We start from the raw sequence: 26,150 nt of genomic DNA, 5'->3' as shown, positions 1-26,150 counted from the left end.
AGTCGACGCTCGGCGCAGTGCCCTCGCCAGGCGTTGTACCGTTGCGCCAACGGTATGGTGTTCGGCCATCGGGAAGCAGATGAATATGACCAAAGACGACATGATCCTGATCAGCGTCGATGACCACATCGTCGAACCACCCGACATGTTCAAGAATCACTTGCCCAAGAAGTACGCCGAAGAGGCGCCGCGGTTGGTGCACAACCCAGATGGCAGCGATAGCTGGCAATTTCGCGACGTGGTGATTCCGAACGTGGCGCTCAATGCGGTGGCGGGCCGGCCGAAGGAGGAGTACGGCCTCGAACCGCAGGGTCTTGACGAGATCCGGCCGGGGTGTTGGCAGGTCGACGAGCGGATCAAGGACATGAACGCGGGCGGGATTTTCGCCTCCATCTGCTTTCCGACGTTTCCCGGGTTCGCCGGCCGGCTGTTCGCCATCGAGGACCCCGAGTTCGGGCTGGCCCTATTGCGGGCCTACAACGACTGGCATGTCGAGGAGTGGTGCGGGGCGTATCCGGCACGGTTCATCCCGATGTGTCTACCGGTGATCTGGGACGCCGAGGCATGCGCGGCCGAGGTGCGCCGCAACGCCAAGCGTGGCGTGCACGCGTTGACGTTCACCGAGAACCCGGCGGCAATGGGCCGTCCCAGCTTTCACGATGACTACTGGACGCCGCTCTGGGAAGCCTTGGTGGACACCGACACGGTGATGAATGTGCATATCGGTTCCTCGGGAAAGCTGGCCATCACCGCGCCGGACGCGCCGATGGATGTGATGATCACGCTGCAGCCGATGAACATCGTGCAGGCCGCCGCGGATCTGCTGTGGTCCGCGCCGATCAAGAAATATCCCGATCTCAAGATCGGTCTGAGCGAGGGCGGAACCGGGTGGATTCCGTATTTCCTGGAGCGGGCCGACCGCACGTACGAGATGCACTCGACGTGGACGCACCAGGACTTCGGCGGCAAGCTGCCCAGCGAGGTATTTCGCGAGCACTTCTTGACGTGCTTCATCAGCGACGACGTCGGTGTCCAGCTGCGACACCAAATCGGCATCGACAACATCGCGTGGGAGGCCGACTACCCGCACAGCGACTCGATGTGGCCCGAAGCGCCCGAACAACTATGGGATGTTCTCGGCGGCCACGGCGTCTCGGAAACCGACATCAACAAGATGACCCACGAAAACGCCATGCGCTGGTACTCGTTCGATCCGTTCGCCCATCATCCGCGCGAGCAGGCCACGGTGGGCGCGCTGCGTCGGGCAGCCGAAGGCCATGACGTGTCCGTGCGGGCGCTGAGCCATCACCAGAAGGGCGACCGGGTCACGAATGCTCTGGCCGAGGCAACCCGCGGCAACGTATAGACGCGAGTTCGGCTTTCACGGTCGAGCGTCGACTTGTTGTGGGGATTTCGGCGAGATTGGCCCAACAATTCGACGCTCGGCACAAGGTCAGTCCGTTCGGGTGGCGTGGACTTCCCAGAACGGGGCATGCACCCGGCCGTTGACCAGCCAAGGTTCCATCGCGCGGAACCGCTTCAGCATGTCCTGCGCCTGATCGGCCATGTCGGGGTTGCGCGCGGCCATCATCTCGATGCTCTCGGCGCTGACGTTGACCTGGTAGGTGGTCGTGCCCAGATAGGTGATCTCCCAGCCGCCGGCCGGAAGCACGTCACGAAAGTCCTTCTCGGACAACGACCGCATCATCGTAAATCCGTTGACGTCGTGCGCGCCGAACTCGAACATGTAGAGTCGCGCGCCCGGCTTGGTCGCCCGCCGCAGCGCCTGCGCGTACGACCGGGCAAGCTCAGGCTCGCTGCTGAAAGTGTGGTAGAACGCGCAGTCGACGACGGTGTCGAACCGGTTGTCCAGCCCTTCCAGCTTGGTGGCATCGGCCAGTTCGAAATTCACTGATACGCCGGCTTTTTGGGCGTTTTCGCGGGCCCGCTCCAGGGCGCCCGCCGACCCGTCGATGCCGGTGGCCGAGTACCCCTTGGCGGCGTAGTAGATCGCGTGGTGGCCCGGGCCGGTGCCCGGGTCGAGCACCTCACCCTTGATCGCGCCGAGTGCGACCAGCTGCCGGACCACCGGCTGGGGGCCGCCGATGTCCCAGGGGGTGGCGGTGGGCAGCCCGTGCGACGTCTGGTCGTCGCGGTACATCTGCTCGAAACGGGTGGGATCGTTCGGGTCGAACGCGGTCGTCATATGTCCCCCTTCGCTTCTGGATTCGTTCACGGCCCGTCAGGGCAACGAGTTCACCAGCTGCTCGACCGGCACCCGCGGCCCGGTGAAGAACGGTGTCTCCTCGCGGGTGTGCCGGCGGGCGTCGGTGGCGCGTAGTTCACGCATCAGGTCGACGATGCGATGCAGTTCGGGCGCCTCGAAGGCCAGGATCCATTCGTAGTCGCCCAGTGCGAACGCCGGAACGGTGTTGGCCCGGACGTCCTTGTACTCGCGCGCGGCCATGCCGTGCTCGGCGAGCATGCGGCGGCGTTCGTCGTCGGGCAGCAGGTACCACTCGTAGGACCGCACGAACGGATACACGCAGATGTAGGCACCGGCTTCCTCGCCGGCCAGGAACGCCGGGATGTGGCTCTTGTTGAACTCCGCGGGCCGGTGCAGCGCGACGCTGCTCCACACGGGCGCGCTGGCCTGCCCCAGCGTGGTGGTGCGGCGGAAGTCGGCGTAGGTGGCTTGCAACGCTTCGACGCGCTCGGCGTGCGTCCAGATCATGAAATCTGCGTCGGCCCGCAGGCCCGCGACGTCGTACAGGCCGCGCACCACGACACCGCGTTCTTCCTGCTGCTTGAAAAACCGGGTCGTCTCGTCGATCACGGCGTCGCGCTGGTCACCCAATTCGCCGGGCTCCACCGAAAACACCGAGAACATCAAGTAGCGAATCGTCGAGTTCAGGGCGTCAAAGTCGATCTTGGCCATGAGACCTATCGTGCCACTTCCGCGTCGAAGCCCTCGGTCGCCCTGATCACACGCTCGACGGCCTTGCCGGCCGCGCCGATACAGGCCGGCACGCCGATCCCGTCGAGGTAGCTGCCCGCCACGGCGATGGTCGGCGGCAGGCCGGCGCGCAGCTGCGCGACCAGGTCGGCGTGGCCCGGCCCGTACTGCGGCATCGCCTCGATCCACCGCTGCACACGGGCATCCACCGGTTCGACGGTCAGCCCGAACACGGTGACCAGGTCGTCGACCGCCCAGGCCAGCAGGTCCTCGTCGGAGGCGGTGGCCGCCAGGTCGTCGCCGAACCGCCCGAAGGACAGCCGCAGGAATTGCAGGTCGCCGCGGCCGCCCCACTTGCGTGACGACAGCGTGATCGCCTTGCTGCGCAACCGCTCTCCGCTGGCCACCAGCACCCCGGAGCACTCGGGGAAGGCCGTATCGCCGGGCACCGCGAGCGCGACCACCACCGACGACGCACTCGTGATCCGGCTCGCGGCGGCGAACGTCTGCGCTGCCACGCCGTCGATCAGGCGGGTCAGCCGCGGGGCGGGGATGGCCAGGATCACCGCGTCGGCATGCCATCCGGCCCCGGTGTCATCGCGCAGCGACCAGCCCTGCTCGGCACGGTCGAGCCGTTGCACCGCGGCCCGAACCCACCGCGCCCGGCTGCGCTCGACGAGCTCATCGACCAGCACCTGGTAGCCGCCGTCCAGCGCGCCGAACACCGGCGCACCCGTCGCCGGCGGCAGCCCGTGGCGGACCGCGTCGGTCAAGCTGGTGGCGCCGCGATCCAGAGCCGCCGCCACACTGGGGGCCGCGGCGCGCAGCCCGATCGTGGCCGCCGAGCCCGCGTACACCCCGCTCAGCAGCGGGTCGACCGATCGGGCCACGGTCTGCTCGCCGAACCGGTCGCCCACCAATTCAGCTGTGGCGGGGTCACTTCCGGGTTGCCAGTCCAGCGGGCGGCATGGCTCGGCGTCGATCCGGGCGAGGGTGTCGTCGTCGACCAGTCCGGCCACCGACGCGGCCGACGAAGGAATGCCGACGACCGTGGCCGCCGGCAGCGCGTGCAGCTCGGCCTGGCTGTAAATCAACGGTCGGGCGCCGGTGGTGCCCAGTTGACGATCGGACAGGCCCAGCTCGGCCAGCAGCGCGGGCATCTCGGGCCGGCGCAACACGAACGCCTCGGCGCCCAGGTCCATCGGGCGGTCGCCGACCTGCTCGGTGCGCAGTATCCCGCCGAGCCGCTCGCCCGGATCGAACAGCGTGATGCTCGCATCGTCCCCCGCCGCAATGCGTAGCCGGTAGGCCGCTGTCAAGCCCGAGATCCCACCGCCCACAACACAATACGAGCGCAGTGTCATAGCGAATGGACCAGTGACACCAGGTCGGTCAGCACGCCGGGGTCGGACTCGGGCAGCACTCCGTGACCGAGATTGAAGACGTGGCCCGCGGCACCGGCGTCGACGGCGCGGCGCCCATCGTCGACGACGGCCCGCGCCGCGCGTTCCACCGCCGGCCAGCCCGCCAGCACAACCACCGGGTCGAGGTTGCCCTGCAGGGCCGTACCGGAGCGCACTCGGGCGGCGGCATCGGTGAGCGAAGTTCGCCAATCGACACCGACGACCGTCGCGCCCGCTTCGCCCATCGCGCCCAGCAACTCGGCCGTCCCGACCCCGAAATGCGTCATCGGCAGCCGGTGTTCGGCCAGCGTCGCGAATACCCGGGTGCTGTGCGGCAACACGTATTGGCGGTAGTCGGCCAGCGACAGCGTTCCCGCCCACGAGTCGAACACCTGGATGGCGTCCACCCCGGCAACGATCTGGCCGCGCAAAAACTCCACGGTGAGATCGGTCAACTTCGACATCAGCGCATGCCAGCTCGCCGGCTCGGCCAGCATCATCGCCTTGGTGCGGGCGTGATTACGGCTGGGGCCGCCTTCGACCAGGTAGGACGCCAGCGTGAAGGGCGCACCGGCGAAACCGATCAGCGGAACATTGCCGAGCGCGTCCACCAGCAGCGACACCGCCTGGCAGACCGGCTGAATCGCTTGCGGTTCAAGGGGTTTCATTGCGTCGATGTCGGCGTCGGTGCGGATCGGGTGCGCGATCACCGGTCCGACGTCGGCGACGATGTCCAAGTCGATGCCCGCCGCGCGCAGCGGTACGACGATGTCGGAGAACAGGATCGCCGCGTCAACGTCATGGCGCCGGATCGGTTGCAGGGTGATCTCGCAGACGACCTCGGGCTGCAAGCACGCCTCCAGCATGCTGCTGCGCTCGCGCAGCGCCCGGTACTCGGGCAGCGAACGCCCCGCCTGCCGCATGAACCAAACCGGCACCCGGCCGGGTTTGCGACCGGTGACTGCAGCCAGATAGGGCGACTCGGGAAGTTCGCGACGCGTGCTCATTGCACTTAATGCTGCCACGGGGCCCGGGCGGCGCCCCTGGAGCACCTGGCGTCGCTGCGTAACATCAACCCGGTGTCAGTAGCGCCAGTCTCAGTCAACTACGACGAATTCCCCAGCCTCCGCTTCGAACACGGCGACGTAACCGGTCTGGAAGGGGTCCTCACGGTCGTTCTCGACTCGCCCGGACTGAACTCGGTCGGGCCGCAAATGCACCGCGATCTCGCGGACGTCTGGCCGGCCATCAACCGTGACCCCGACGTACGGGTGGTCCTGGTGCGTGGTGAGGGTAAGGCGTTCTCCTCCGGCGGCAGTTTCGACCTGATCTCGGAAACCATCGGCGACTACGAGGGCCGGCTTCGCATCATGCGCGAGGCCCGCGACCTGGTGCTCAATATCGTCAACTTCGACAAGCCGATGGTCTCGGCGATCCGGGGCCCCGCCGTCGGCGCCGGATTGGTGGTGGCATTGCTTTCCGACATCTCGGTGGCCGGGCGCAACGCGAAGATCATCGACGGCCACACCAAGCTCGGAGTGGCGGCCGGCGACCACGCCGCGATCTGCTGGCCCCTGCTGGTCGGCATGGCCAAGGCCAAGTACTACCTGCTCACCTGCGACACCCTGCTGGGTGAAGAAGCCGAGCGCATCGGCCTGGTATCGGTCTGCGTCGACGATGACGACGTGCTCACGACGGCAACCCGCGTCGCCAATGATTTGGCACAGGGAGCCCAGAACGCGATCCGCTGGACCAAACACAGCCTCAACCACTGGTATCGCATGTTCGCGCCCGCCTTCGAGACGTCGCTCGGCCTGGAATTTTTGAGTTTCAGCGGCCCCGACGTGCAGGAAGGCCTCGCCGCGCACCGGGAGAAGCGCCCGGCACGATTCAACCGCTGAATGGCCCCTGAGCAGGCTCAATGCTGTTACATCACGATGTGACACACCCCGGTAACAGCTTGATCGCGACGGGTTTGAAGATCGGCGCGCCTGTCGCGGCGGGTCAGGCGATAGGTCTAGCGTCGAACGTTGTGACCTCAGTCGAACCGGCCCCATTCCGCGAGGCGGTGGCGGCGATGAACGCCGTCAACGCACGGCCGGAGATCGAGCTGGGCCCGATCCGGCCCCCGCAGCGCCTGGCCCCCTTCAGCTACGCCCTGGGCGCCGAAGTCAAGCATCCCGACCTCGAGATCGTCCCCGAGCGGTCCGAAGGCGACGCGTTCGGCCGCTTGATCCTGCTGCACGATCCGGACGGCGCCGACGCCTGGGACGGCACCATGCGTCTGGTCGCCTACATCCAGGCTGACCTGGACTCCAGCGAAGCCGTCGATCCGCTGCTGCCGGAGGTGGCGTGGAGCTGGCTCGTCGACGCCCTGGAGGCCCGGACGGACCAGGTCACAGCCCTGGGAGGCACTGTCACCGCCACCACGTCGGTGCGCTACGGCGACATCTCCGGGCCGCCGCGGGCCCACCAGCTCGAGCTGCGGGCCTCGTGGACGGCCACCTCACCCGCCGTCGGCGGGCATGTCGAAGCGTTTTGCGAGGTGCTCGAGCACGCCGCAGGCCTACCGCCGGCTGGGGTCACCGACCTGAGCTCGCGGTCACGCGCCTGACATGTGCGCACCGGCCGACGATGCGTCCGGCAGCACCGAACCCGAACCCAGTCCACTCCTGCACCCCGCCGACGGCGTACCCGATCTCTCGGTGAGCGTCGGCGAGATCGCCGACGCCGCGCAACTCCTGGACCGCGGGCACGGGCCATTTGCGGTGGACGCCGAGCGGGCGTCGGGATTCCGCTACTCCAACCGGGCCTACCTGATCCAGATCCGGCGGGCCGGCGCCGGCACCGTGCTCATCGACCCGGTCAGCCACGGCGCCGATCCGCTGACGGCGCTGCGGCCCGTGGCCGAGGTGCTCAGCCAAGACGAATGGATCCTGCACGCCGCCGATCAGGATCTGCCCTGTCTGGCCGAGGTCGGCATGCGGCCCCCCGCGGTGTACGACACCGAACTCGCCGGACGACTTGCCGGGTTCGAGCGGGTGAACCTGGCGGCGATGACCGAACGGCTGCTGGGCCATGGTCTGGTCAAGGGTCACGGCGCGGCCGACTGGTCGAAGCGGCCGCTGCCTGGGGAGTGGCTCAACTACGCGGCCCTCGACGTCGAACTGCTCGTCGAGCTCCGCGCGGCGATTTCGGCGGTTCTGGCTGAGCAAGGCAAAAGCGGTTGGGCTGCAGAGGAATTCGATTACCTACGGGCCGTGGGCAGCAAGGAGGCTACGCCGCGGCGCGACCGCTGGCGGCGGACGTCGGGCATCCATAAGGTGCGTGACCGCCGCGGCCTGGCCGCGGTGCGCGAATTGTGGACGACGCGCGATAGCATCGCCCAGCGCCGCGACATCGCGCCCCGGCGCATCCTGCCGGATTCGGCCATCATCGACGCCGCCATCGCCAACCCGAAGACCATCGACGACCTGATCGCGTTGCCGGTGTTCGGTGGGCGCAACCAGCGGCGCAGCGCGGCAACGTGGTTGGGCGCGCTGCAGACCGCCCGCGACAGCCAAGACGCGCCGGAAGACGCCGAGCCGCCGAACGGGCCGCCGCCGCCGGCGCGGTGGAGCAGACGCAAACCCGAGGCGGCCGCCCGGCTGGAGGCGGCCCGGGCCGGGCTGTCCGAGCTGTCGGAGCAGGTGAATGTGCCGGCGGAGAACCTGGTCTCGCCTGACCTGGTGCGGCGACTGTGCTGGGACTGGGAGGGCGCACCAGACCCGGTCGCGGCTGTCGAAGAATTCTTGTGCGCCGGCCACGCGCGGGACTGGCAACGCGAACTCGTCGATCCCGTTCTGGCAAACGCGCTGCAGCCGCCTCCCAAAGCCGAGGGCACCGACAGCTAGTCGAGGTGCTCGCGGATCTCCGCTTCGGATTCGCAACTGCCCAGTGCGGCAACCCAACCGGTGATCCGGCGGGCCACGTCCTGGTCGGTCAGCCCGAGGTCGGCCAACACCTCACCGCGTGAGGCGTGCTCGTAGAAGTCCTGGCACAGGCCGACATCGCGGCACGGCATGTCGATCTCGGCGCGCCGCAGCGCGGCCGAAACCGCTGACCCCACACCGCCGTTGACGCCGTTGTCCTCCAGCGTGACGAGCAGTTTGTGCTGCACCGCCAGTTCGAGAACACCGTCGGACACCGGCAACACCCATCGCGGATCGATCACGGTCACACCGATCCCCTGGTTGTGCAGCCGCTTGGCCACGGCCAGCGCCATCGGGGCAAATGCGCCGACGGCCACCAGGAGCACATCGCGGTTAAGCCCACCGGCGGGTACCGCGAGCACATCGATTCCCGACCGGCGCTCTAAGGACGGAATGTCTTCGCCCACATCGCCTTTCGGGAACCGTAACGCCGTCGGGCCGTCGTCCACCTCGAGCGCCTCACCGAGTTCCTCGCGCAACCGGGTGGCGTCACGCGGGGCGGCCACCCGCATGCCGGGCACGATGTTGAGGATCGACAGATCCCACATGCCGTTGTGGCTGGCACCGTCGGAGCCGGTGACCCCGGCGCGGTCGAGCACGAGGGTGACGGGCAGCTTGTGCAGCGCCACGTCCATCATGATCTGGTCGAACGCCCGGTTGAGGAACGTCGAGTAGATGGCCACCACCGGGTGCATCCCACCCATCGCCAGCCCGGCCGCCGACGTCACCGCGTGCTGTTCGGCGATGCCGACGTCGAACAACCGATCCGGGAACTGTTCCCCGAACGCGCTCAGCCCGGTCGGGCCGGGCATCGCCGCCGTGATCGCCACGATGTCGCGCCGCTTTCTGGCGTAGCCGATCAGCGCCTCGGAGAAGGTCGCCGTCCAGCCCGGGCCGGGGATCTTGGTGGCCTGGCCGGTGACCGGGTCGATCGGCGCGGTGGAATGCATCTGCTCGGCCTCGTCGGCCTCGGCCGGGGCATAGCCCATTCCCTTCCGGGTGGCGACGTGCACGATCACCGGGCCACCGAAGCCGCGGGCATGCCGCAGCGCGGCCTCCACCGCGCGTTCGTCGTGACCGTCGACCGGGCCGACGTACTTCAGCCCGAGATCGGTGAACATCAGTTGCGGCGACAGTGAGTCCTTAATGCCCGCCTTGACGCTGTGCATGAAGCGGTAGGCGATCTTGCCGAACAGCGGCATGGAACGCACCACGTCGCGGCCCTTTTCCAGCATCTGCTCGTAGGCCGGCTGCAGACGCAGTGAAGCCAGATGGTCGGCGACGCCGCCGATCGTGGGTGCGTAGCTGCGGCCGTTGTCGTTGACGACGATGACGACCGGACGACCGGAGGACGCGATGTTGTTCAGCGCCTCCCAACACATGCCGCCGGTCAGCGCGCCGTCGCCGACCACCGCGACCACGTGCCGATTGCGGTGCCCGGTCAGCTCGAAGGCCTTGGCCAAGCCGTCGGCGTACGACAACGCCGCACTGGCATGGCTGGACTCCACCCAGTCGTGCTCGCTTTCGCTGCGCGACGGATACCCCGACAGGCCGCCCTTCTTGCGCAGGCTCTCGAAGTCCTGGCAGCGGCCGGTCAGCATTTTGTGCACGTAGGCCTGGTGGCCGGTGTCGAAGATGATCGGATCGTGCGGCGAGTCGAACACCCGATGCAGCGCCAGCGTCAGCTCGACGACGCCGAGGTTCGGTCCCAGGTGGCCCCCCGTTGCAGCAACCTTGTGGATCAGGAACTCGCGAATCTCGGCGGCCAGATCGCGGAGCTGCTGCTGGGAAAGGGGCTGCAGATCGGCGGGCCCGCGGATCTGTTCGAGCATCCCGATAGTCTACGCAGCGACGGCCGGAACAGCAGGGAAGCGGCCGGAGGTAGCCGGCCTACGAGGGGCCGAACAGTTCAGCAAGCGTGTCATGAAGTTCGGGATCTGCCAGCATGACAACCTCGTCGCCGGCCTCAAGTTCGGTGTCGCCCCGGACCGGCACCAGGCCGGTTGCGCGCACGACGATGCTCACCCAGATGTCGCCGACACGATCACCGAGACCCTCGACTGTGCACCCCTGCGCGGCAGACCCTTCGGCAACGCTGAAGCGATGGACCCCCTGCGGTTCGTCCGCGAGCCGGACACCTATCTGCCATGGCTGGGTCTCGACGGTACGGATGGGCAGGTGCAACAGTTTTGCGACACTGGGCACCGAGCTGCCTTGCACCAGAACAGAAAAAACTACAACGACGACCACGATGCCGTACAGGCGTTCGGCGTCGGCGATGTGGGCGGCCCGCAGGAACTCGCCCAGCAGGATCGGCACCGCGCCCTTGAGGCCGGCGAACAGGATGAAAAGGCGTTCGTTTCGCGCTAGTTGCACGCGAACCAGGCAGGCGCTCACCGCCAGCGGACGAATCAGCCCCGTCAGGGCCACACCGAGGACGAGCCCGGGAATCCATACGCCGGGGTGGGCAAGCACACGGAGATCGACGGTCAAACCCAGAACGGCGAACGCGACGATTTCGGCCAGACCGGCCAGGGCGGCGTGGAATCGCTTGATCTCCGGCTTATAGGGCGCGCGAGCGTCGCCGATGACGATGCCGGCAACGAACACCGCCAGAAATCCCGAGCCGTGCGCAAGCGTGGCGATGCCGTACAGCATCAGGCTGGATGCCAATGTTCGGAGCGAGTAGAGGCCTTCGCTGGGCAATGCCACCCGGCGCATGAACACCAGCAGTGCACGGCCGCCGATCACCCCGACGGCCAGGCCAATCGCCATTTGCAGAACGAATTGGGCTCCTACGCTGGCGAAGCCGGCTGCGCTGAGGCCACCCGCTGCGATCAGGCTGCCCATCAACGAGATGCCCACCGGATCGTTGGCGCCGGACTCGCCCTCCAGGATGGTGCTACTGCGACCGGCAATCTCGCGTTTGCCCAGGACAGAGAAGACGACGGCCGGATCGGTGGGAGCAACGGCGGTGGCCACGAGCACCGCAGGGAACCAGCCGACTCCGCATAGGTAGTGCAACGTCAGCGCCGCGCCGGCGGCGGTGAGGGCGGTGCCCACGACGCCGACCGACAGGATAGGGACAACCGCCGCGCGGAAGCGCGAAGGCCCGATGTGCATTCCGCCGTCGAACAACACCAACACCAGCGCGATGGTGATCACCCGCTCCACCGTCCGCTCGGACGGTGGCTGCAGCGCGGGCACGGTGTGCACCGCCACGGCCACTCCGACCAGCACGAGCAGGGCCACCGGGATTTTGACCCGCTCGGTCAGCCGGTTCGCTAACACCGCAACCAGACCGACGGCACTGCAGAACAAGACGATCAACGCGTAGCGGACAGTCTCATTCACGATGGCGGCCCCCCGGCGAGCATGAATCGGACACAGGTTGGCATGTGTGGACAGCCCGACAGCCGGCTGCGGGCTGACTCGACGGTCACGGACCGTTGTTCGGTAGTAGGCACCCGAGCCTTTCGATCGGTCGACGACGACATCGCCGACCAGACTTCCCGGCACACCGCGACGGAGTCTAACCCGTCGCGGACAAAAGCACCGGCAAAGGCATTGCGGTCACGGGTTTCTCGTTCACGTTAGCGGCGCCGCACATGCGGGCCACTGCGCCGGCCCTAACGGGTCAGCAGCGCGACGCATTCGGTGTGATGGGTCAGCGGGAACGCATCGAATACCTTGATTTTCTCGACCGCATAACCACGGCCGAGGTACAAGCCGATATCGCGGGCGAAAGACGCTGCCTCGCAACCGATGTGCACTACCCGCGGCACGCCGGCGGCGGCCAGTAGCTCGATGACGTCGCGCCCGGCACCCGAACGTGGCGGATCCAGCACGACAACATCGGCACTACTTCGCTGGGTCGACACCGCGCGGCGCACCGAATCGGTGACGACGTCCACCTGCGGCAGATCAACCAGTGTGGCGCGGGCCGCCCGGGTCGACGCGCGGGAGGTGTCGACGGTGAGCACCCGCCCGGACTCCCCCACCGCATCGCCCAGGGTCGCGGCGAAAACGCCGACGCCGCCGTAGAGATCCCACACCGTCATGCCGGTGGCGGGCTGTGCCCAGTCGGCGACCAGAGCGCTGTAAACCCGCGCCGCGTCGCGGTGCGCCTGCCAGAACGCGGTCACCGGCACCCGCCAGCTCCGCCGCCCCACCCGCTGGGTTGCCTCGTAGTCACCCTGCACCACATTGGTCGTCGTGCGCCCGCCATGTCGCAGGGTGCGCACCACATGGCGCCGGCCGTCATCGTCGATCGCGACATGCAGCTGCGCGGTCGGCGACAGGTCGGCCGCGGAACACGCCTCCGCCAGTCCGTCCAGCATTCCCGCCAGCAACTGCGCGCAGCGCAGGTCGGTCACCAGCTCGTCGCTGTGGTAGCGGTGAAACCCGGGGCGGCCGTCCGCACCCACCTCCAGGCGCACCCGGGTGCGCCAGCCGGTCGGGCCGGAATCCGAAAGCGGTTCCGCCTCACCGCTCCAGTGATGCCCACCCAGCCGTTCCAACTGATTGGACACGATCTGCGCCTTGAGCGCCCGAACCGCTTCCGGGGCAGCGAATGCCAGATCGCAACACCCGGAGCCGTCCACCCCGGCGATCGGGCACAGCGACTCGGTCCGATCCGCCGACGGCTCAAGGACCTCGACAACCTCTGCATGCCAATAAGATCCGCGATCCGCGGTGACCCGAACCCGCACCCGTTCGCCGGGCAAGGCGTAGCGCACGAACACCACCCGGCCTTCGTGGTGGGCCACGCAGCTACCGCCGTTGGCGGGAGCACCGGTGACCAGCGTCAGCTCCCCGCCAGCGGGCGGCAACGACGCCTCGGCTCTCACGACATGTTCGCTTTAGTCGAAGATTCCGCGACGGGCGTCGCCGGGAGCCGCGTGCGGCTGCAGCAGCTGCAGTCGTTCGGCCGAATTCAATTGCCAGGGAACGGAAGTGACCATCACGTTGGGCATGAACAGCAGGCGGCCCTTGAGACGGAGTGCGCTTTGGTTGTGCAGCACCTGTTCCCACCAATGGCCGACGACATACTCCGGGATGAACACCGTCACCACGGTGCGCGGCGACTCTTTGGCGACTCGTTTGACGTAATCGAGGATGGGACGGGTGATTTCGCGGTACGGCGAAGCGATGACCTTCAGTGGCACGCTGATTTCGCTTCGCTCCCAATCATGCACCAGCGCACGGGTTTCCACGTCGTCGACGCTGACTGTCAGGGCCTCGAGCGCATCGGGACGGGTCGCTCGCGCGTAGGCCAGTGCCCGCAGGGTCGGCAGGTGCAGCTTCGACACCAGCACCAAGGCGTGGTTGCGGCTGGGCAGCACCACGTCGTGCTGGGTGGCGGCTTGTTCTTCGAGCTCCCGATTGACGGTGTCGTAGTGCTTGCGGATCAGCTTCATGATGATGAACAGCGCGCCCATCGCCACGATGGCGATCCACGCCCCGGCGAGAAACTTGGTGACCAGGACCACCAACAGCACCGCACCGGTGGAAAGCAGGCCGACCGTGTTGACCACTCGCGAACGCATCATCTTGCGCCGCACCGGCGGATCGGTCTCGGTGCGCAACAAGCGAGTCCAGTGCCGGACCATGCCGATTTGGCTCAGCGTGAACGAGATGAAAACGCCGACGATGTAGAGCTGGATCAGCGCGGTCACCTCACCACGGAACGCGATGACGAACGCGAGAGCCGCCGCCGACAGGAACAGGATCCCGTTGGAGAACGCCAGGCGGTCTCCGCGGGTGTGCAGCTGGCGCGGCAGGTAGCTGTGCTGCGCCAGCACCGAGCCGAGCACCGGGAACCCGTTGAACGCGGTGTTGGCCGCCAGCACCAAGATCAGCGCGGTCACCGTCGCGATGAGGAGAAACCCGATGTGGAAGCTGCCGAACACCGTCTCCGCCAGCTGCGTGACCAGTGTCTTCTGCATATAGCCGGCCGGGATGCCGCCCAGCTGCGTGGCGGGATCCTCGACCAGCTGCACGTGGATCTGCTGGGCCAGCACGATGATGCCCATCAGCAGCGTCACCGCGATCGCGCCGAGCATCAGCAGAGTCGTTGCGGCGTTGCGGGACTTGGGTTTTTCAAACGCCGGCACTCCATTGCTGATCGCCTCGACACCGGTCAGCGCCGCGCAGCCCGACGAGAACGAGCGGGCCAGCAGGAACGCAAACGCGAAACCGACGATCTGCCCGTGCTCGGCATGCATCTGGTAGCCGGCGGATTCGGCCCGCAGCGGGTTGCCGAGCACGAAAATCCGGATCAACCCCCACCCGATCATCACGACGACCCCGACGATGAACGCGTAGGTCGGGATCGCGAAGGCCACCCCGGACTCGCGTATCCCACGCAGGTTCAACGCCATCACCACCACGATCGCGCCCACGCAGAACCAGACCTTGTTCTCGGCCACGACCGGGAGCGCGGAACCAATGTTGGCCATCGCCGACGAGGTTGAAACAGCAACGGTGAGAACATAATCCACCATCAGGGCACTGGCCACCACGAGGCCGGCGGTGTCGCCCAGGTTCGTGGTGACCACCTCGTAGTCGCCACCACCGGACGGGTAGGCGTGCACGTTCTGCCGGTAGCTGGCCACCACCACCAACATGACCGCGGCCACCGCGAGACCGATCCACGGCGTCAGCGCGTACGCGGCCGCCCCGGCCACCGAGAGCATCAGAAAGATTTCCTCGGGCGCATACGCCACCGACGACAGTGCGTCGGAGGCGAACACCGGCAAGGCGATGCGCTTGGGCAGCAGGGTGTGGCTCAGGCGGTCGCTGCGTTGCGGCCGGCCAATCAGCAACCGGCGCGCTGCGGTTGAAAGTTTGGACACGAGAGCCAAGAGTAAGCGCAACGGGCAGTGCCGGTAGCGTTCCGTGAGCGAGAATGTTCCCGACGGATATCGGCTGGCCAACGAAGTTTGCCGATGGAATGACACATACTCCGACCCAGCCGAGAGGACCTGACGTGCGGGTGGTTGTGATGGGATGCGGCCGGGTCGGCTCTTCCCTGTCCGACGGGCTGTCCCGAATTGGCCACGATGTGGCGGTGATCGACCGCGACAGCTCGGCGTTCAACCGGCTGAGCCCGGAGTTCGCCGGTGAACGGGTGCTGGGCCAGGGTTTCGACCGGGATGTGCTGCTGAAAGCGGGCATCGAGGAGGCCGACGCGTTCGCCGCGGTGTCATCCGGGGACAACTCCAACATCATCTCGGCTCGGCTGGCTCGCGAGACGTTCGGCGTCAACCGGGTGGTGGCCCGGATTTACGACGCCAAGCGCGCCGAGGTCTACGAACGCCTCGGTATCCCAACGATTGCCACCGTGCCGTGGACCACCGATCGCCTGCTCAACGCGTTGACCCGGGAGAGTGAGACCGCCAAGTGGCGCGACCCCACCGGAACGGTCGCCGTCGCCGAGGTCGTCCTGCACGAGGACTGGGTGGGCCGCCGGGCTACCGATCTGGAGCGGGCCACCGGCGCACGCGTGGCATTTTTAATCCGCTTCGGCACGGGCATCCTGCCGGAACCGAAGACGGTCATCCAGGCCGGCGACCAGGTCTACATCGCCGCGATATCCGGCCGGGTCGCCGAGGCGGTGGCCATCGCCGCGCTGCCGCCCGCCGACGACATCGATGAGGGGCCGGGGCATTGAGCCCGAGGCACCCGACCGTGACCAAGGAGCGGCGCACATGAAGGTAGCTGTTGCCGGGGCCGGCGCGGTCGGCCGCTCGGTCGCTCGCGAGCTCATCGAGAACAACCACGACATCACCCTGATCGAACGCAACCCCGACCACGTCGACGTCGACGCGATCCCTGCCGCGCACTGGCGTCTTGGCGATGCCTGCGAACTGAGCCTGCTGGAATCGGTGCACCTCGAGGATTTCGACGTGGTGGTGGCCGCGACCGGTGACGACAAGGTCAACGTGGTGCTCAGCCTGCTGGCCAAGACCGAGTTCGCGGTGCCTCGGGTGGTGGCCCGGGTCAACGACCCCCGCAACGAGTGGCTGTTCACCGACGCCTGGGGTGTCGATGTGGCGGTGTCCACCCCGCGCATGCTGGCGTCGCTGATCGAAGAGGCGGTCGCCGTGGGCGATTTGGTGCGCCTGATGGAGTTCCGGCGGGGTCAGGCCAACCTGGTCGAGATCACCCTGCCCGATGACACGCCCTGGGGCGGCAAGCCGGTACGCCGGCTCGAGCTGCCCCGGGATACCGCGCTGGTCACCATCCTGCGCGGGCCGCGCGTGATCGTGCCCGAGGGCGACGAGCCATTGGAAGGCGGCGACGAGCTGCTCTTCGTCGCGGCCGCCGATGCCGAAGAGGATCTGCGCAAGCTGCTGCTGCCGGCGGCCGCCCCGCCCGCCAACTAGTCGCCGACGGTGTCGGCGTCGACCTGGACGGCAGCGGGGCCGAAATCATCGGCGGCACCGGCCATCGCGCGCTGCGCGGCCTTGATCGCCACGTAGGTCACCAGCCCTGCCACCGCGGTCAGCGGCCAGCCCATCCCGATACGCGCCGTGGCCAGCCAGCCGGTCTGATCGGCGTCGTACAGCAGTCGCTGAACCACGAACCGCGCGCCGAAGACCAGCACCCAGCACAACGAGGCCGCATCGAACGCGTACACGGCCCGGGGCACGTTGCGCCAGCACCGGTCCCGCCCGGTGGCCCAGCTCCACGCGTAGCCCACCAGCGGCCGGCGAATCACCACAGACGCCGCGAAGACCACCGCCCACAGCAGCGACATCCAGATGCCGAGCAGGAAATAGCCCTTGGATTCGCCGACGACGTAAGCGATCAGCGCACAGACGGCGACGCCGGCGAACCCGGAAAACGCCGGCTGCGTGGAATCCCGTCGAATCAGCCGCCACACCAAGACCAGTGCGGCCACCCCGAGCGCCGCGCCGATCGCGGGCAGTAGGCCCGACAGGCTGGAAACCGCCACGAAGATGACGACGGGCAGCGACGAGTAGATGACACCACTCACCCCGCCTAGCTGGCTCAGCAGGCGTTCTGGACTGATGCGATTAGAAGTGTTACTGGGCAGAGTCAACGCTGGATTTCGTAATGCGGGTTGTAGATGGCCTTGGTTCCATTCTCCAGCTTGCCCATCCGGCCGCGCACCCGCAAAGTGCGGCCCGAATCGATGCCGGGGATGCGGCGCTGGCCCAGCCACACCAGCGTCACCGTGTCGCTGCCGTCGAACAGTTCGGCCTTGACACCGCCCGCGCAGCCCTTGCCGTTGCATTCCACGCTGCGCAGCGTGCCGACCATCGTGACCTCCTGGCCACGTTCGCAATCGATCACGCGCTGCGCGCCAGTGCTGGCGACCTCGTCCGACAGCTGTTCGGAATCGAGTTGCTCCGGGTCCTCCGTCAACCGACGGGTGAGGCGGCGTAAATACCCCTGAGCCCCCATGCTCACTCCTGACAATTCCGAAAAAGCTGCGGTGCCTTCATCTATGCCAACGGAAACCGTAGACCTGTTGGTTCCCCGGCGCCAACCGGACCAAACCGTGATTTTGGACTGCTTGTCTCGGCCGGGCAGTATCGGGGCGTGGGTGTCGATCTGCGCGGTGTCACGACCGTGCTGTTGCCCGGAACCGGGTCGGACGACGTGTACGTCGGACGGGCGTTTTCCGGTCCCTTGCGCAGTGTCGGCGCACGGCCGGTGACCCCTGCGCCGCGCCCGGATCGATTGGTCGACGGCTACCTGTCCGCGCTCGACGACGCCGCGCGCGAAGGTCCCATCGCCGTCGGCGGAATCTCGATCGGAGCCGCGGTCGCAGCCGCGTGGGCACTCGCACATCCTGGTCAGGCGGTCGCGGTGCTGGCGGCGCTGCCGGCCTGGGCCGGGGCACCCGGTTCGGCGCCGGCCGCCCTGGCGGCGCGGTACTCCGCTTCCCAGCTACGTGCCGACGGTCTGGCGGCGGCGACCGCACAGATGCGGGCGTCCAGCCCGGCGTGGTTGGCCGAGGAGCTGGCCCGGTCCTGGCTTGCACAATGGCCGCTGCTGCCCGACGCGATGGACGAAGCGGCCGCCTACGTCGCGCCAAGTTGTGACGAACTGCACAAGCTGGCCGCGCCTCTCGGAGTGGCCGCCGCGGTCGACGATCCGATTCATCCGCTGCAGGCCGGTGTCGACTGGGTCGACGCCGCACCGCACGCGGGCCTGCGGACGGTGACGCTCGATCAGATCGGCGCGGACAGCGCCACGCTCGGGGCGGCCTGTCTGGCCGCGCTGGCCGACGCGTAGCCGTCTCGGGCGGCCGGCGCGCGTTACCCCGCATCAGCCATCTTTGGCTGATCGCGTGCGCGGTCAGGGCTTCGGTGCGCACTCACGGCGGGATGTCCCGGCGTGTCGACACCCTGGACGCACAGTCAAAGCCGCGGATTCACACTCGATACCGTCGAGTGCACGCTCGACGGTATCGCCGCACACTCGACGGTCGAACGGGCGGGGCTAGCCGCCGGTGGTGGTGCGCAACTGCTGCATGGCCGATCCGTCCACGCTGCGGCGCGCGGCCGGATCGTTGGGCGGCTGCTCCGCGTAGGTCTGTTCCGAGGCCTGCTGCTGCGCCTCGGCCTGCTGCACAGCGGCCTGCCGCAGCTGCTCGGCCATCGGCTCGGGAAGGTTCACGGCCAGTGGTGTACGCACCGGCAGCGGGGTGTCGTCGCGGCGAACCACGGTGTCCGCCAACGCCGCCCGCGCCTCCTGTTCCAGCGCCTCCATGGTCTCGTGCGCGCCATTGATCACGCAGCGGATCATCCAGCGGTAGCCGTCGACCCCGATGAAGCGCACCACTCCCGTGGCGGTGCCGACCACCTCGCGACCCCACGGGCCGTCCTTGATGCTGACCTGGGCCGAGTCCTTGCGCAGCGAGTCGGCGAGTTCGCCGGCCACCTCACGCCACAGGCCACCCGTCTTGGGGGCGGCGTAGGCGGCGATCGTGAACCGGCCGTTGGGCGTGACGACCCACACGGCGCTCGGCACGCCGGTCTCGGTCAGCTCGACCTGCAGTTGGCCGGCTTCCGGCATCGGGATGAGAACCGAGCCCAGATCGAGCCGGGCGAGCTCCGCCACCGACGGGTCGTCGAAGTCGTCGATATCGAACGGGCCCGCCAGCTCGTCGGCTGGCCCAGCGGCGGCGCTGTCGACCGGGTCGTCGCCGGCCGCCGTGGCTGAAATGTCGTCGCTGTCGTCTTTGCCAGAACGTCTACCGAATGCCATCACAAACTCGCATGTCCGCCGGAGGAACCGTGGCCACCATCGCCACGGGATGTTTCGGCCAGCCCGGCCTCGTCGAACGACGCGACCTCAACCAGCTCGACTAACTCGACCCGCTGCACCAGCAGCTGGGCGATCCGATCGCCGCGGTGCACCACGATCGGCTCGGCCGGGTCGAGGTTGATCAGCGCAACCTTGATCTCGCCGCGATAGCCCGCGTCGATGGTACCCGGACTGTTGACGATCGAAAGTCCAACCCGCGCAGCCAATCCCGAGCGCGGGTGCACCAAGCCGACCATTCCGAACGGGATGGCGACCGCCACGCCCGTCCGGACCAGGGCGCGCTGCCCCGGGTCCAGCCGCACGTCTTCGGCGCTGTAAAGGTCAACCCCCGCGTCGCCGTCGTGCGCACGATTGGGTAGCGGGAGCTCGGGGTCGAGGCGGACAACGGCCAGACTGGTCGACACGGGGCCACAGACTACCCTTGACCGCGTGTCCAGTACGCGCGTCGCGCCGCACAGCGTGCGATATCGCGAGCGGCTGTGGGTCCCATGGTGGTGGTGGCCACCGGCCTTCGCGCTGGCGACGTTGATTGCTGTCGAAGTCAATCTCGGTGTCAAGGCCCTCCCCGATTGGCTGCCGTTTGTGGTGCTGTTCATCGTGGCCACCGGTGCGCTGTTGTGGCTGGGCCGCGTCGAAATCCGAGTCACCGCCGACGACGACGGTGTGGTGCAACTGTGGGCCTCCGAAGCCCATCTGCCGGTCACCGTGATCGCCCGATCCGCGGAGATTGCGCCGTCGGCGAAGTCGGCGGCACTGGGACGTCAGCTCGACCCTGCGGCGTTCGTGCTGCATCGCGCATGGGTCGGACCGATGATTTTGCTCGTCCTCGATGACCCAGACGACCCGACGCCGTACTGGATGGTGAGCTGCCGTCACCCCGAGCGGGTGCTGTCGGCATTACGCAGCTGACCGATCAGGCTGCGCAGTCGGTGCAGATCATCACGCCGTTCTTCTCGCTGGCAAGTCGACTGCGGTGTTGCACCAAAAAGCAGCTCGAGCAGGTGAACTCGTCAGCTTGTTTCGGGATGACCCGAACAGATAGCTCCTCGCCAGACAGGTCGGCGCCAGGCAGTTCGAAGTTCTCGGCAGACTCAGATTCGTCCACGTCGACAACGGCCGACGCCGCTTCGTTCCGTCGAGCTTTGAGCTCCTCCAGCGAGTCCTCCGAAACGTCGTCCGTTTCGGTGCGCCGTGGAGCGTCGTAGTCGGTAGGCATCGTCCAATCCCCTCACATGCCTGCGTTACCTCAAGCAACGCTTTGTACCAGCGTCGAACGCATCCACCAAATGATTCGTGCCCAGAACCCGGTCGATTCGGTTGTGATTTACCTCACACCCCCGGATTGACCCTCATATTTGCCTTTAAACAGTGGATTTAGTTGCAGCTAGAGTGCAGCTGTGGTCGCACAAATCACCGAGGGTACAGCCTTCGACAAGCACGGTCGGCCCTTTCGGCGGCGCAATCCCCGGCCTGCCATCGTCGTGCTGGTTTTCCTGGTGGCCGTGACGGGTGTCGCGTGGACCGTGGCGCTCACCCGACCCGCGAAAGAACGCGAAGTCCAAGCGTGCAACCCGCCCCCGCAGCCGACCGGATCGGCGCCGGCCCAAATCGGCGAGCAGATGTCGCGCAGTGCGATGGCCGACGTGATGCCCGCCAAACTCGCCGACACCAAGGTCCGCGTCCTCAACGCCAGCGGCCGCGGCGGGCAGGCCGCCGACGTCGCCGGTGCGATGAAGGATCTGGGCTTCGCGCAGCCGACCGCGGCCAACGACCCGATTTACGCCGGTACCCGCCTGACCTGCCAGGGGCAGATCCGCTTCGGTACGGCCGGACAAGCCACCGCCGCCGCGGTCTGGCTGGTTGCCCCGTGCAGCGAGCTGTTCAACGACAATCGCGCCGACGACTCCGTCGACCTGGCCGTCGGCACGGAATTCACCGCGCTGGCCCACAACGACGACATCGACTCGGTGCTCGCCAGCCTGCGCCCCGGTGCCACCGGAACGTCAGATCCCTCGCTGTTATCGAAGATTCACGCCAGCAGCTGCTGATTCAGTCCGCGATGGGCGCAAGGCCGTTGAATTGCTCCAGGGCCGCCAGCAGTTCGTCGGCGATTCCGGGCGCGGCCGCGATCACCAGTCCGGCGCCGCCGACCGGCCCGTCCGGCGGCGGCACCAACACCCGCGCCCCGGCCTCGGCGGCGATCAGTGCACCCGCCGCGTGATCCCACACCTGCAGCCCGTGCTCGTAGTAGGCGTCCAGCCGCCCCGCCGCGACCATGCACAAGTCCAGCGCCGCGGAACCGATCCGCCGCACATCGCGAACCAGCGGCAGCAGTTGCGCCAGCAGCGCCGCCTGGGTGGTGCGGCGCGCGATCGAATACCCAAAGCCGGTGCCCAGCAAGGCCATCGACAATTCGTCGACGTCGGCACACCGCGACGGGTGCGTCCCCTGCTCGTCGATGAAGTGCGCACCGAGGCCTGTCGCCGCGGAGTAGACCCGGCCCCCGACGACGTCGGCGACCGCGCCGGCCACCGACACGCCGTTGCGCTGCGCCCCGACCGACACCGCGTACGCCGGTATGCCGTAGACGAAATTCACCGTGCCGTCGATGGGATCGAGCACCCAGGTGACCGCGTCGGTGGCATCGGCGGGCCCGCCGCCCTCCTCCCCGAGAATCGGTTCGCCGGGCCGTAATTCGGCCAACCGGTCACGCAGCAGCCGCTCGGTCTCGGTGTCGACCACCGTCACCGGATCGGTCGGTGTGCTTTTGGACCGCACCGCGCCGCTGTCGGTCGCGCCCGCGTGAGCGCCGAACACCTCGGCGCGGCGAGACCTCACGAACGCGGCGGCTTCGGCGGCTAGCGTCTCGGCTACCGAGCGCAGCCGGGCGGGCTCTCCCCCGCAATCGGCTGGCGCCCGCACGTCGGGTCGTGTCACCGGTCTATGGCATCACAGTCGCCCACCACGGCGCAGGCCGGCGACACCCCGCTCGCATTGCCCGACCGCAACCGCATCGTTGCCAGCTAAGGTGTGAACCAGCCCAAATCTCGCCAAGGAGATTTCGATGACCAGCACCGAATCGGCCACGGATACACCCGGTGCCGAGGCAGCCTCCAGCACGCCGCAGCGTCGTGGATTCGGCATCGACGTCGGCGGCAGCGGAATCAAAGGCGGCATCGTCGACCTGGACACCGGACTGTTGGTCGGCGACCGGGTCAAACTGCTGACACCGCAACCCGCCACGCCGTCGGCCGTCGGCAAGACCATCGCCAAGGTCGTCAAGGAATTCGGGTGGACCGGTCCACTCGGCGTGACCTATCCCGGCGTCGTCACCCACGGCATCGTCCAGACGGCCGCCAACGTCGACCCCGCCTGGATCGGGACCAACGCGCGCGACGTCATCAGCTCCGAGCTGAACGGCCAGGAGGTCACCGTTCTCAACGATGCCGACGCGGCCGGGCTCGCCGAAGAGCGCTACGGGGCGGGCAAGAATAAGTCCGGGCTGGTCGTGTTGCTGACGTTCGGAACTGGAATCGGGTCCGCCCTGATCCACAACGGGAAACTGATACCCAACACCGAGTTCGGCCATCTCGAAGTCGGTGGCAAAGAAGCCGAGAAACGCGCGGCGTCGTCGGTCAAAGACAAGAACGAGTGGAGCTACCGGCGCTGGACGAAAGAGGTGACCAGGGTGCTGATCGCCATCGAGAACGCGATATGGCCCGACCTGATCATCGCCGGCGGTGGGATCAGCCGAAAGGCCGACCAATGGGTGCCGCTGCTCGAAAACCGCACCCCGGTGGTCCCGGCGGCATTGCTCAATACCGCGGGGATAGTCGGCGCCGCGATGGCCTCGACCGCGGACGTAACGCACTGAATTTTCCCCGCTGGGGCGGTAGGAGCGCGCACTGTCGTTACAATGGTCCACGGCGACCGCCCGACAGATAGCGTGCGAGCAGTCACGCTGATACCAACGCCGACATTCGACATAGCAGACACTTTCGGTTAACCATGCCCAAACCCACCGAAAAGTGAGTCCAACCGAAGGGGTGTACGTGGCAGCCACCAAGACCAGCCCGGCAACCGATGAGCCGGTGAAGCGCACCGCCACCAAGACCCCCGCCAAGCGGCCCGCGGCAAAGGCCGCCAATGGCGCCGCACCGGCGAAGCGCGCGACGAAGGCTGCGGCGACGGCCACCAAGCCCGCCGACGACACCGAGGCGACCGCCGAGGGCGGCGCCGCGAAGAAGTCCCGCACTCCCGCCAAGGCGGCCGCGGGCAAGGCGCCATCGGGTCGCGGAACCAAGGCCGCAGCCAAGGGCGCCGACGACGACGAGAGCCCGGAGGGCGTCGACGAGAACGCCGCCGAGGACCTCGACGGCGAGCCGGACCTCGCGGATGTGCCCGTCGAGGACCTCGAAATCGACGCCGACCTCGTCCTCGACGAGCTGGAGGATGAGGTAGCGCCCGCCGAGGCCGGCGAGGGGGACGACGACGCCGAGGAGGGCGCGAGCGCCGCGAAGCCGGCGGCCGTCAAGGCGCCGGCCGAGGACGAGGAGGAGATCGCTGAGCCCTCCGAAAAGGACAAGGCCTCCGGCGATTTCGTCTGGGACGAAGACGAATCCGAGGCGTTGCGGCAGGCCCGCAAGGACGCCGAACTCACCGCGTCCGCTGACTCGGTTCGTGCTTACCTCAAGCAGATCGGCAAGGTGGCGCTGCTTAATGCCGAGGAAGAGGTCGAGCTGGCCAAGCGGATCGAAGCCGGCCTGTATGCCACCCAGCTGATGACCGAGCACGCCGAGCGTGGCGACAAACTGCCCGCCGCCCAGCGCCGCGACATGATGTGGATCTGCCGCGACGGAGACCGCGCGAAAAACCATCTGCTGGAAGCCAACTTGCGGCTGGTGGTTTCGCTGGCCAAGCGCTACACAGGCCGCGGCATGGCCTTCCTCGACCTGATCCAGGAAGGAAACCTGGGTCTGATCCGCGCTGTCGAGAAGTTCGACTACACCAAGGGATACAAGTTCTCCACCTACGCGACGTGGTGGATCCGTCAGGCGATCACCCGCGCCATGGCCGACCAGGCCCGCACCATCCGCATCCCGGTGCACATGGTCGAGGTGATCAACAAGCTGGGCCGCATTCAGCGCGAGCTGCTGCAGGATCTGGGCCGCGAGCCCACGCCTGAAGAGCTGGCCAAGGAAATGGACATCACGCCGGAGAAGGTGCTGGAGATCCAGCAGTACGCCCGCGAGCCCATCTCGCTGGACCAGACCATCGGCGACGAGGGCGACAGCCAGCTCGGTGACTTCATCGAAGACAGCGAAGCGGTGGTGGCCGTCGACGCGGTGTCCTTCACCTTGCTGCAAGACCAGTTGCAATCGGTGCTCGAGACGCTCTCGGAGCGCGAAGCCGGTGTAGTACGGCTGCGCTTCGGTCTCACCGACGGCCAGCCTCGTACCCTCGACGAGATCGGCCAGGTCTACGGCGTGACCCGCGAGCGCATCCGCCAGATCGAATCCAAGACCATGTCGAAGCTGCGCCACCCCAGCCGCTCCCAGGTGTTGCGCGACTACCTGGACTGACCAGAGTTGCCCGACGACCAGCACGCCGGGGTGTGCTCATCTAGGGTGTGGGCGTGGCCGTCGGTACTGGCGTCAAATCTGGTCCAGTAGCGCGTCGCCGACATACGCTCCTGCTGCTCGCAGTACTGGTCTTCGTCTGCCTGGTGGCCATGGCCGCCCTCTCGTTTGAGGAGGAGGGCCACGCGTCGGGCGTATCCGGTGATAGGAACCTGGCCGACGGTGTCCGGATCCATGCCAACCTCGAAAAGATGGTTCCCGGGGATCCCCAGTTGATGGTTCGGCTCGATTTCGAACCGAGAGGACGCTTCGCACAGGACGGGGTCTTCCTGGCCCAACGCGTCCGGGTCGTCGCGGTCGGCGGCGCCGGTCTGGTTGACGAATCGTTCGCCGCGGGCGGCGTGATGACGCCCAGTACCCTCCCCGTTGCGCTCGAAGGCGGCGATGTCAGCCAGTATCCCTTCGATCGTTACAGCGCACTTTTCGGTGTGCGCGTCCTCACCAGTGACGGCGCCGCTGTCCCCTCGGTGCTGGTCGCCGACGGGTCTCTCCATGGCTACAGCATCGACATCGCCGATCCCACACGGGAACCGAACGGCGGCAACAACTTGACGATCGGCGTATCCCGCGGACCCGCGACGTGGATATTCGCGGTATTCATCATGCTGCTGATGTGGACGGTGACGGTCCTCGCGCTATGGCTCTCAGCGAAGCTGATCCGCACCGGTGCCGCGATCGACACCCCACTGATTTCACTGCTTGGTGTCCTGCTCTTCGCCTTTACCGCGATCCGCAACTCAATGCCCAACGCACCAGCCCTTGGTGCGCTCGCCGATTACCTGTCCTACTTCTGGTGCGAAGTGGCACTCGGACTCGGCCTGGTCGCCCTGCTCATTTTCCGGATCCGCCGAAGCTGAATGCCGTTCCGCCCGAA

General features: G+C 67.4%; 26 protein-coding genes. 12 read left to right on the top strand and 14 right to left on the bottom strand.

Going from position 1 to position 26,150, the window contains the following annotated elements:
* Positions 1-85: 85 nt before the first annotated feature.
* Entirely contained in the window at positions 86-1,366 is a 1,281-nt protein-coding gene (locus ACZY0B_RS04915; protein WP_463762895.1) for an amidohydrolase family protein, read from the top strand.
* A gap of 87 nt (positions 1,367-1,453) precedes the next feature.
* On the opposite strand, the gene ACZY0B_RS04910 is transcribed toward ACZY0B_RS04915, so the two are convergent.
* Genes ACZY0B_RS04910 through hemE form a run of 4 tightly spaced genes read right to left on the bottom strand, consistent with a single transcriptional unit; the run spans position 1,454 to position 5,366 of the window.
* On the bottom strand, positions 1,454-2,206 hold the full coding sequence (locus ACZY0B_RS04910) for a class I SAM-dependent methyltransferase (RefSeq protein ID WP_463762894.1): 753 nt from the start codon (positions 2,204-2,206) through the stop codon (positions 1,454-1,456).
* A gap of 36 nt (positions 2,207-2,242) precedes the next feature.
* Positions 2,243-2,938 carry a hydrogen peroxide-dependent heme synthase gene (gene hemQ / locus ACZY0B_RS04905; protein WP_463762893.1) on the bottom strand — a complete coding sequence of 232 codons (696 nt, stop codon included), beginning with the start codon at positions 2,936-2,938 and terminating at the stop codon, positions 2,243-2,245.
* Between the two features lie 5 nt (positions 2,939-2,943).
* Positions 2,944-4,320 carry a protoporphyrinogen oxidase gene (locus ACZY0B_RS04900; protein ID WP_463762892.1) on the bottom strand — a complete coding sequence of 459 codons (1,377 nt, stop codon included), beginning with the start codon at positions 4,318-4,320 and terminating at the stop codon, positions 2,944-2,946.
* Positions 4,317-5,366: a uroporphyrinogen decarboxylase gene (gene hemE / locus ACZY0B_RS04895; RefSeq protein WP_463762891.1), complete on the bottom strand. Its 1,050-nt coding sequence runs from the start codon at positions 5,364-5,366 to the stop codon at positions 4,317-4,319. Before hemE ends, ACZY0B_RS04900 begins: the two co-directional genes overlap by 4 nt.
* A 72-nt stretch (positions 5,367-5,438) precedes the next feature.
* Between hemE and ACZY0B_RS04890 the strand changes: the two genes are divergently transcribed.
* The 3 genes from ACZY0B_RS04890 to ACZY0B_RS04880 all read left to right on the top strand — a co-directional run bounded on the left by ACZY0B_RS04890 (position 5,439) and on the right by ACZY0B_RS04880 (position 8,252).
* On the top strand, positions 5,439-6,260 hold the full coding sequence (locus ACZY0B_RS04890; RefSeq protein WP_463762890.1) for an enoyl-CoA hydratase/isomerase family protein: 822 nt from the start codon (positions 5,439-5,441) through the stop codon (positions 6,258-6,260).
* 80 nt (positions 6,261-6,340) lie between these two features.
* Complete coding sequence (locus ACZY0B_RS04885; RefSeq protein ID WP_463762935.1) at positions 6,341-6,973, top strand: DUF3000 domain-containing protein; 633 nt, start codon at positions 6,341-6,343, stop codon at positions 6,971-6,973.
* A 1-nt stretch (position 6,974) separates the two neighbouring features.
* Entirely contained in the window at positions 6,975-8,252 is a 1,278-nt protein-coding gene (locus tag ACZY0B_RS04880) for an HRDC domain-containing protein (protein ID WP_463762889.1), read from the top strand.
* On the opposite strand, the gene dxs is transcribed toward ACZY0B_RS04880, so the two are convergent.
* The 4 genes from dxs to ACZY0B_RS04860 all read right to left on the bottom strand — a co-directional run bounded on the left by dxs (position 8,249) and on the right by ACZY0B_RS04860 (position 15,187).
* Positions 8,249-10,162, bottom strand: coding sequence for a 1-deoxy-D-xylulose-5-phosphate synthase (gene dxs / locus ACZY0B_RS04875; RefSeq protein ID WP_463762888.1), 1,914 nt, complete (start codon positions 10,160-10,162; stop codon positions 8,249-8,251). The two genes, ACZY0B_RS04880 and dxs, sit on opposite strands and share 4 nt — an antisense overlap.
* 58 nt (positions 10,163-10,220) lie before the next feature.
* The gene (locus ACZY0B_RS04870) at positions 10,221-11,684 is read right to left on the bottom strand and encodes a cation:proton antiporter domain-containing protein (protein ID WP_463762887.1); all 1,464 of its coding nucleotides are present in this window, start codon (positions 11,682-11,684) and stop codon (positions 10,221-10,223) included.
* 275 nt (positions 11,685-11,959) lie between these two features.
* Positions 11,960-13,162: a class I SAM-dependent RNA methyltransferase gene (locus ACZY0B_RS04865; protein WP_463762934.1), complete on the bottom strand. Its 1,203-nt coding sequence runs from the start codon at positions 13,160-13,162 to the stop codon at positions 11,960-11,962.
* Positions 13,163-13,192: 30 nt separating this feature from the next.
* Positions 13,193-15,187 (bottom strand): APC family permease, encoded by a 1,995-nt coding sequence (locus ACZY0B_RS04860; protein ID WP_463762886.1) that lies wholly within the window; start codon positions 15,185-15,187, stop codon positions 13,193-13,195.
* A gap of 134 nt (positions 15,188-15,321) precedes the next feature.
* On the opposite strand from ACZY0B_RS04860, the gene ACZY0B_RS04855 reads away from it, so the two are divergent.
* A complete protein-coding gene (locus ACZY0B_RS04855) occupies positions 15,322-16,005 on the top strand; it encodes a potassium channel family protein (protein WP_463762885.1) in 684 nt (227 codons plus the stop codon).
* A 37-nt stretch (positions 16,006-16,042) separates the two neighbouring features.
* Positions 16,043-16,720 carry a potassium channel family protein gene (locus tag ACZY0B_RS04850; RefSeq protein WP_463762884.1) on the top strand — a complete coding sequence of 226 codons (678 nt, stop codon included), beginning with the start codon at positions 16,043-16,045 and terminating at the stop codon, positions 16,718-16,720.
* Here the strand turns inward: ACZY0B_RS04850 and ACZY0B_RS04845 are convergent.
* Both ACZY0B_RS04845 and ACZY0B_RS04840 read right to left on the bottom strand, forming a co-directional pair.
* Positions 16,717-17,394: a DUF3159 domain-containing protein gene (locus ACZY0B_RS04845; RefSeq protein WP_463762933.1), complete on the bottom strand. Its 678-nt coding sequence runs from the start codon at positions 17,392-17,394 to the stop codon at positions 16,717-16,719. The genes ACZY0B_RS04850 and ACZY0B_RS04845 overlap by 4 nt on opposite strands.
* A 2-nt stretch (positions 17,395-17,396) precedes the next feature.
* Positions 17,397-17,765 (bottom strand): OB-fold nucleic acid binding domain-containing protein, encoded by a 369-nt coding sequence (locus ACZY0B_RS04840; protein WP_463762883.1) that lies wholly within the window; start codon positions 17,763-17,765, stop codon positions 17,397-17,399.
* A gap of 138 nt (positions 17,766-17,903) precedes the next feature.
* Between ACZY0B_RS04840 and ACZY0B_RS04835 the strand changes: the two genes are divergently transcribed.
* On the top strand, positions 17,904-18,602 hold the full coding sequence (locus tag ACZY0B_RS04835) for an alpha/beta hydrolase (protein ID WP_463762882.1): 699 nt from the start codon (positions 17,904-17,906) through the stop codon (positions 18,600-18,602).
* 207 nt (positions 18,603-18,809) lie between these two features.
* Here ACZY0B_RS04835 and ACZY0B_RS04830 read toward each other — a convergent pair whose 3' ends face one another.
* On the bottom strand, positions 18,810-19,580 hold the full coding sequence (locus ACZY0B_RS04830) for a DUF3710 domain-containing protein (protein WP_463762881.1): 771 nt from the start codon (positions 19,578-19,580) through the stop codon (positions 18,810-18,812).
* Complete coding sequence (gene dut, locus ACZY0B_RS04825; protein ID WP_463762880.1) at positions 19,577-20,041, bottom strand: dUTP diphosphatase; 465 nt, start codon at positions 20,039-20,041, stop codon at positions 19,577-19,579. The genes ACZY0B_RS04830 and dut overlap by 4 nt, the downstream gene beginning before the upstream one ends.
* A 25-nt stretch (positions 20,042-20,066) precedes the next feature.
* On the opposite strand from dut, the gene ACZY0B_RS04820 reads away from it, so the two are divergent.
* Positions 20,067-20,546, top strand: a complete 480-nt coding sequence (locus tag ACZY0B_RS04820) for a DUF3093 domain-containing protein (protein ID WP_463762879.1) — start codon at positions 20,067-20,069, stop codon at positions 20,544-20,546.
* Positions 20,547-20,550: 4 nt separating this feature from the next.
* Here the strand turns inward: ACZY0B_RS04820 and ACZY0B_RS04815 are convergent, their stop codons facing one another.
* Positions 20,551-20,853: a DUF4193 domain-containing protein gene (locus ACZY0B_RS04815; protein WP_036468275.1), complete on the bottom strand. Its 303-nt coding sequence runs from the start codon at positions 20,851-20,853 to the stop codon at positions 20,551-20,553.
* Positions 20,854-21,034: 181 nt separating this feature from the next.
* Between ACZY0B_RS04815 and cei the strand changes: the two genes are divergently transcribed.
* Complete coding sequence (gene cei, locus ACZY0B_RS04810; protein ID WP_463762878.1) at positions 21,035-21,685, top strand: envelope integrity protein Cei; 651 nt, start codon at positions 21,035-21,037, stop codon at positions 21,683-21,685.
* Between the two features lies 1 nt (position 21,686).
* On the opposite strand, the gene ACZY0B_RS04805 is transcribed toward cei, so the two are convergent.
* Entirely contained in the window at positions 21,687-22,574 is an 888-nt protein-coding gene (locus ACZY0B_RS04805; protein ID WP_463762877.1) for an inositol monophosphatase family protein, read from the bottom strand.
* 127 nt (positions 22,575-22,701) lie between these two features.
* Here ACZY0B_RS04805 and ppgK point away from each other — a divergent pair, with 127 nt between their 5' ends.
* The 3 genes from ppgK to ACZY0B_RS04790 all read left to right on the top strand — a co-directional run bounded on the left by ppgK (position 22,702) and on the right by ACZY0B_RS04790 (position 26,133).
* Positions 22,702-23,511 (top strand): polyphosphate--glucose phosphotransferase, encoded by an 810-nt coding sequence (gene ppgK / locus ACZY0B_RS04800; RefSeq protein WP_463762876.1) that lies wholly within the window; start codon positions 22,702-22,704, stop codon positions 23,509-23,511.
* Between the two features lie 178 nt (positions 23,512-23,689).
* The gene (locus ACZY0B_RS04795) at positions 23,690-25,219 is read left to right on the top strand and encodes an RNA polymerase sigma factor (protein ID WP_463762875.1); all 1,530 of its coding nucleotides are present in this window, start codon (positions 23,690-23,692) and stop codon (positions 25,217-25,219) included.
* Positions 25,220-25,266: 47 nt separating this feature from the next.
* Positions 25,267-26,133: a DUF4436 family protein gene (locus ACZY0B_RS04790; protein ID WP_463762874.1), complete on the top strand. Its 867-nt coding sequence runs from the start codon at positions 25,267-25,269 to the stop codon at positions 26,131-26,133.
* The last annotated feature ends 17 nt before the right edge of the window (positions 26,134-26,150 follow it).

The organism is Mycobacterium sp. IDUB_19 (assembly GCF_055419445.1).
Note: the sequence above shows the minus strand (reverse complement) of the source record. Positions and strands in the feature narration are given on the sequence as shown.